Here is a 5,185-nt window from a genome sequence, read left to right as displayed (position 1 = left end):
CTCGGGAGGTGCGCCCGCTTCACGTCACCCCGCCGAGGGCCATCCACAGGTTCTGATCATTGCTCGGAACGACGAGGTCCGTATCCGTCAAGCCGCCCAGTGCACTGGAACAGAGGGCGCTGCAGCGCCCCGTCGACGTGTCACTTCACCGACGCGATGCCTATGCGGCCCCGTTCTCGGTGATCGGGTTGGTTCGGTGGGTGTAGGCGGCCTGTCGGACCGCCTCGTCGCTCTCCAGGCCGGCGCCGAGTGCGCCGCCGGCGGTGGCGAGGGAAGCGGTGAACCAAGCGATCTCGACGTGGTCACTCAGGCTCGTGCTGTGCCCGAGGGTCTCAGCGAGCAGATCCGGGACGACCAGCAGCAACGCGGCGGACAACGCTAGAAGAAAGACCAGGGCGTAGAACGCCAGGACACCGATCAGCACCGTCCCGGTGGTAGCCAGGTTGAACAGCACGACCTGGTTCCGCATTCGCGGGTGGCTACTGCGCTCCCAAAGGTCCGCGCCGAGGATCACTGTGGCGGCCATCGCCACCGTGACGCCCAGCGACACCGCGGTCAACCGCCAACCGCCGTAGACGTCGGCCAGGTGCCAGATGTCTGGAGTCACGAGAGCGAAGACCCCGGCCGCAACGGCCGCGGTCAGGGCGCGGCTGAGACGCGCGGCCAGCTGCCAGGGTCGATTGGCCCAGATCATCCCGGCAAGCAGGTTCAGGTTGCCGGACAGCACGCGAGCGGTGAAGGTGAAGGTGTCTCGTTCGGGCGCCACGTCGGTGCCCAGGGCAAGCAGCCGGCGAGTCCGGCGACGGTGGGCCTCGGTGTCGTCGTCGTTGCAGTCGGGGTCGCCCAGCAGCCCGTCGACGAGTCTCAGGACGGCAGTTGTGAGGCGGCGGCGAGTGGTCACAGCGCCCAGGGCGGGAACGCTGAGCAGGCCGACTCCTTGTACCGGGCTGGCGTGGGCCACCACGGGGCGCTTGCCCACCCGTAGCGGTAGATCGGTGAGGCACACGACCAGGTCCCACCCGTGGTCCAGCAGCAGCCTGCGGGCAGCCGCCACGATCTCCACGTCCTCGGCCGGCGGCTCCACGAGACCGTCGACGACCTCCTCGACCTGCCATCGGACTCCAGGGAAGCGGGCGGTCAGATCCTCACCGAGGTCGTGGACCATGCTCGCCGCCAGTCCGCTGGCTACCCCGGGGGCGGCGACCACTCCGAGCACCACCCGCGGCTGCTCGTCACCGTCCACGGCACTCATCATCGGATACGCGCGGCTGTAGCGGCGGGATCGCGGCGAACGGGTTGGGGTCCGGACGTGGCGGCGGATGGCGTGCGCACGCCACCCGCCAAGCCCGCGCTCGGGGCAGCGCGCCGGAGGTCACTGCGCCGTCCCGCCGCTGGGTTCGGCGCTCTCGTCGGTCGGCTGGTGGTCTGCGGCGTCACCGTCGCTGGCCGGGTTCTGGTCACCGGTCTCACCGCTGGTGTGGGTGGTGAACGTGAGCCGGTCGTCCTCGACGGTGACGGTGACGGTGTCGGAGGCGGACAGCTCGCCGCTGAGCAGCAGCGTCGAGAGCTCGTCGTCGATCTCGCGCTGGATGGTCCGGCGCAGCGGCCGGGCGCCGAACTCCGGCTGGAAGCCTCGCTCGGCGAGCCAGTCCATCGCCTTGTCGTCGACCTCCAGGGTGATGCCTTGGGCGCGAAGGCGGCGCCGGCTCTGCTCGAGAAGCAACTCGGTGATGTGGCGCAGCTGGGTCATCTCCAGGCCCCGGAAGATGATGATCTCGTCGATGCGGTTGAGGAACTCCGGCCTGAACGACTGGCCGAGCAGCTGCATCAGCGGCTCACGTAGCTCCTCCATCGACTGGCCGGCCCGGGTCGCGTTGAGGATCCGGTCGGCGCCCATGTTGCTGGTCATGATGATGACGGCGTTGGAGAAGTCCACGGTGCGTCCCTGGGCGTCGGTGAGCCGGCCGGCGTCGAGCAGCTGCAGGAGCGTGTTGAACACGTCGGGGTGCGCCTTCTCGATCTCGTCGAGCAGCACCACCGTGTACGGGGTGCGGCGGACCGCCTCGGTGAGTTGACCGGCTTCCTCGTAGCCCACGTAGCCGGGCGGCGCCCCGATGAGACGGGAGACGGTGTGACGCTCCTGGAACTCGCTCATGTCGAAGCGGACCATCCGGTCCTCGTCGCCGAACAGCGCCGCGGCCAGCGTGCGGGCGAGCTCGGTCTTGCCCACCCCGGTCGGGCCGAGGAACAGGAACGACCCCACCGGACGATTCGGGTCGGCCATGCCGGCGCGGGCGCGGCGTACTGCCTTGGCGACCGCCTGGACGGCTTCCTCCTGACCGACGACTCGCTCGTGGAGGGCGTGCTCGAGCCGCAGCAACCGGTCGCGTTCCTCCTCGGTCAGCTGCGCCACCGGGATACCGGTGGTTCTGGACACGACCTCGGCGATGTCGTCGGCGGTGACCTCCGGCACGGGGCCTCGTGCCCCCTGGGCCTCCTCCAGTCGGGCACGAGCGGTGTCCAGCTCAGCCTTCAGTTCGGCGGCCCGGTCGTAGCGTTCGCCGGCCACCGCGGTGTCCTTCTCCCGCTCCAGGGCGCTGACCCGTTCGGCGAGCTCGCGGGTGTCGCGCGGGGCGATGTGCGCCCGCAGCCGGACCCGTGCGCTGGCCTGGTCGATGAGGTCGATCGCCTTGTCCGGCAGGAAGCGGTTGGTCAGGTAGCGGTCGGACAGCTCGGCGGCGGCGACGGTTGCCTCGTCGGTAATCCGCACCTGGTGGTGCGCTTCGTACCGGTCGCGAAGTCCGCGGAGGATCTCGATGGTGTCGTCCACCGATGGCTCGGGCACCAAGATGGGCTGGAACCGCCGCTCGAGGGCGGGGTCCTTCTCGATGTGCTTGCGGTACTCGTCGATGGTGGTCGCGCCAACGACCTGCAGCTGCCCGCGGGCCAGGGCCGGCTTGAGCATGTTTCCGGCGTCCATCGACCCCTCCGCGCCGCCGGCCCCGACGACGGTGTGCAGCTCGTCGATGAACACGATGACCTCACGCTCGGCGGCGGTGACCTCGTCGATGACGCCTTTGAGCCGCTCCTCGAACTCGCCGCGGTACTTGCTGCCCGCCACCATCCCGGACAGGTCCAGGCTGATCACCCGGCGGTCGGCGAGCGTGTCGGGCACGTCGTTGTTCACGATGCGCTGGGCCAGCCCCTCCACGATCGCGGTCTTCCCCACGCCCGGGTCGCCGATCAGGACTGGGTTGTTCTTGGTTCGCCGCGACAGCACCTCTACGGTCTGCTCGATCTCGTTCTCCCGACCCACCACCGGGTCGAGTCTCCCCTCGCGGGCCTCCTGGGTGAGATCGCGGCCGTACTCGTCGAGGGTTGGGGTGGTCGAGCTGCCGCGGCCTCCGGCCTGCCCATCGCCGCCGGCCTCTGCCTCACCGTCGCGCCCGGGGCGCAGCGGCGCGGTGTCGGGCAGCGCTCGGGAGAGCAGACGGCCGGCCACCGACTCGGGGTTCGCCGCGATCCCCATCAAGACGTGATCGGGGTTGATCGTCGCGGAACCTGACTGCCGTGCTTGGCGGTAGGCGTCCTGCAGGGCGCGCTTGGCGGCCGGCATCAGCGCCACCGACTCCGGCTCGCCGCCTGCCCCGTCACCGGCCAGCAGTTGCTCGAGCTGGTTTGTCAGCCTGTCGACATCGACTCCGGCCTGCTCCAACAGCGCGCGGGTGGTGTCCTCTTGCGTGGTGGCCCACAGCAGGTGCTCGGCATCGACCTCGGAGCTGCCCCAGGCCGCGGCCTGACGAGCGGCCGAGTTGATCAGTTCGCGCGCGGAGTCGGAGAGCACCTTCGACAGGTCCACACGCTGTACCGGCGGCGGTGCCCCCTGCGCACCCCCCAGAGATGGGAACGGGTCGCTGCCCCCGAAGAACCGGTTGATCAGATCGTCGAACGACGAGCCGAATCCGAAAGACTGACTGGACATGGTGCCTCCATTCGCCGCCCGAGACGGCATCGCGGGGTTCTACTTCTCTTCTCGGCCGGGGCGAGCTGGCCGCCCATGGCTCACTGCACGTGCCCGGTGTGGTTCCCCGTACTTGATGCCGTATTCGGCGCGTTGCTCAACTGGTGGACGGCGGGGTGTCCGCCGGGTCGGTTTGGGATGCGGTGACGTTTCCGCCCCCGGCGTCGCCGGATTGCACCTGGATGCGGCGCGGCTGCGCGGCCTGTGCCAGTGGGATGACCAGGTGCAGCACCCCGTTGCTGTACTGCGCCTGCACGTTCTCCAGGTCCAGCGCCTGCCCGACCTGAACTTGCCGGGTAAAGCTGCCCTGTGGGCGCTCGGCGACCAGCACGTTCTGACCCTGCTCGTACTCCGGCCCACGTTCCGCGCGGATGGTCAGCACGCTTTCCTCAGCGGTGATCTCGACACTGTCCGGGTCGACACCGGGCAGGTCCAACGCCACGTGGTACCCGTCCTCGGACTGCCACACGTCCATCGGCATGCCCATGGGGGTACGCCGACCAGACATCAGCTGACTGGTGAGCCGGTCCAGCTGTCGGAACGGGTCACCGAAGGGGTCGAATCGCATCACGCTCATGCCCTGCTCCTGATCGTTGAAAGTGCGTTGAAGGTGAGGCTGGTCATCGTCGGCGGCGGAGGCCGGCGGGGGCCGGCGGCAGGCATTTCGATCGGGCGGTCCGCGGCGGCACTGTTGCGGCCACCCACCCCGGCGTTGACCGCCGGACCACGCGTAGCAGCCGCCGCCGCATTGACTCTCCGCGTAGGCGTGCGTCCGCGCGTCACTGGCAGAGGTACACGGGGGTCGGTTCCTCATGCGGATCTGCCTTCTGTGATCGGCATTGACGCCGTCGACACGGCTGCGCTGCGGTCCGTGTCGGGATACCCGACACCGGATGCCGCCACGCCGTGCTCTGCTGCCCATCTGCTGCGGTCTAGGCCATTGCTGAGGTGTCGGCCAGCCGACTCCGGCCGCACCCGCGTCAACGCCGGTCGGTGTACCGGGCGGCCTGTTCGGCATGGGCTGTGGTGACGTAGACGTCGTAGCGCTGGGCTTGCAGCGCCATCACGCTGGTGAAGTCGCGTTGCCCGCGGGTCAGCCCCGGATTCGCAGGTAGGTGTGCGGCTCGCCGGGGTGTGAACGCAACAGATGCCTTTCAGATCGGC

Annotated in this window: 3 protein-coding genes; all 3 read right to left on the bottom strand. The window is 69.4% G+C overall.

The window, feature by feature from the left end; all coding sequences use genetic code 11:
* Positions 1-160: 160 nt before the first annotated feature.
* The 3 genes from ACYVIH_RS16685 to ACYVIH_RS16675 all read right to left on the bottom strand — a co-directional run bounded on the left by ACYVIH_RS16685 (position 161) and on the right by ACYVIH_RS16675 (position 4,598).
* Positions 161-1,252, bottom strand: coding sequence for a hypothetical protein (locus ACYVIH_RS16685; protein WP_460870620.1), 1,092 nt, complete (start codon positions 1,250-1,252; stop codon positions 161-163).
* Between the two features lie 120 nt (positions 1,253-1,372).
* Entirely contained in the window at positions 1,373-3,982 is a 2,610-nt protein-coding gene (locus ACYVIH_RS16680; protein WP_460870619.1) for an ATP-dependent Clp protease ATP-binding subunit, read from the bottom strand.
* Between the two features lie 136 nt (positions 3,983-4,118).
* Positions 4,119-4,598 carry an Hsp20/alpha crystallin family protein gene (locus ACYVIH_RS16675; RefSeq protein WP_460870618.1) on the bottom strand — a complete coding sequence of 160 codons (480 nt, stop codon included), beginning with the start codon at positions 4,596-4,598 and terminating at the stop codon, positions 4,119-4,121.
* Positions 4,599-5,185 lie beyond the last annotated feature (587 nt).

It is taken from the genome of Nocardioides pakistanensis, assembly GCF_054781215.1.
The sequence above is the reverse complement of the archived record's forward strand: the minus strand, read 5'-3'. Positions and strand labels throughout refer to the sequence as shown.

Coding starts and splice junctions, on each gene's coding strand:
- ACYVIH_RS16685 (WP_460870620.1), bottom strand. CDS start 1,252: ATGAGTGCCGTGGACGGTGACGAGCAGCCGCGGGTGGTGCTCGGAGTG.
- ACYVIH_RS16680 (WP_460870619.1), bottom strand. CDS start 3,982: ATGTCCAGTCAGTCTTTCGGATTCGGCTCGTCGTTCGACGATCTGATC.
- ACYVIH_RS16675 (WP_460870618.1), bottom strand. CDS start 4,598: ATGAGCGTGATGCGATTCGACCCCTTCGGTGACCCGTTCCGACAGCTG.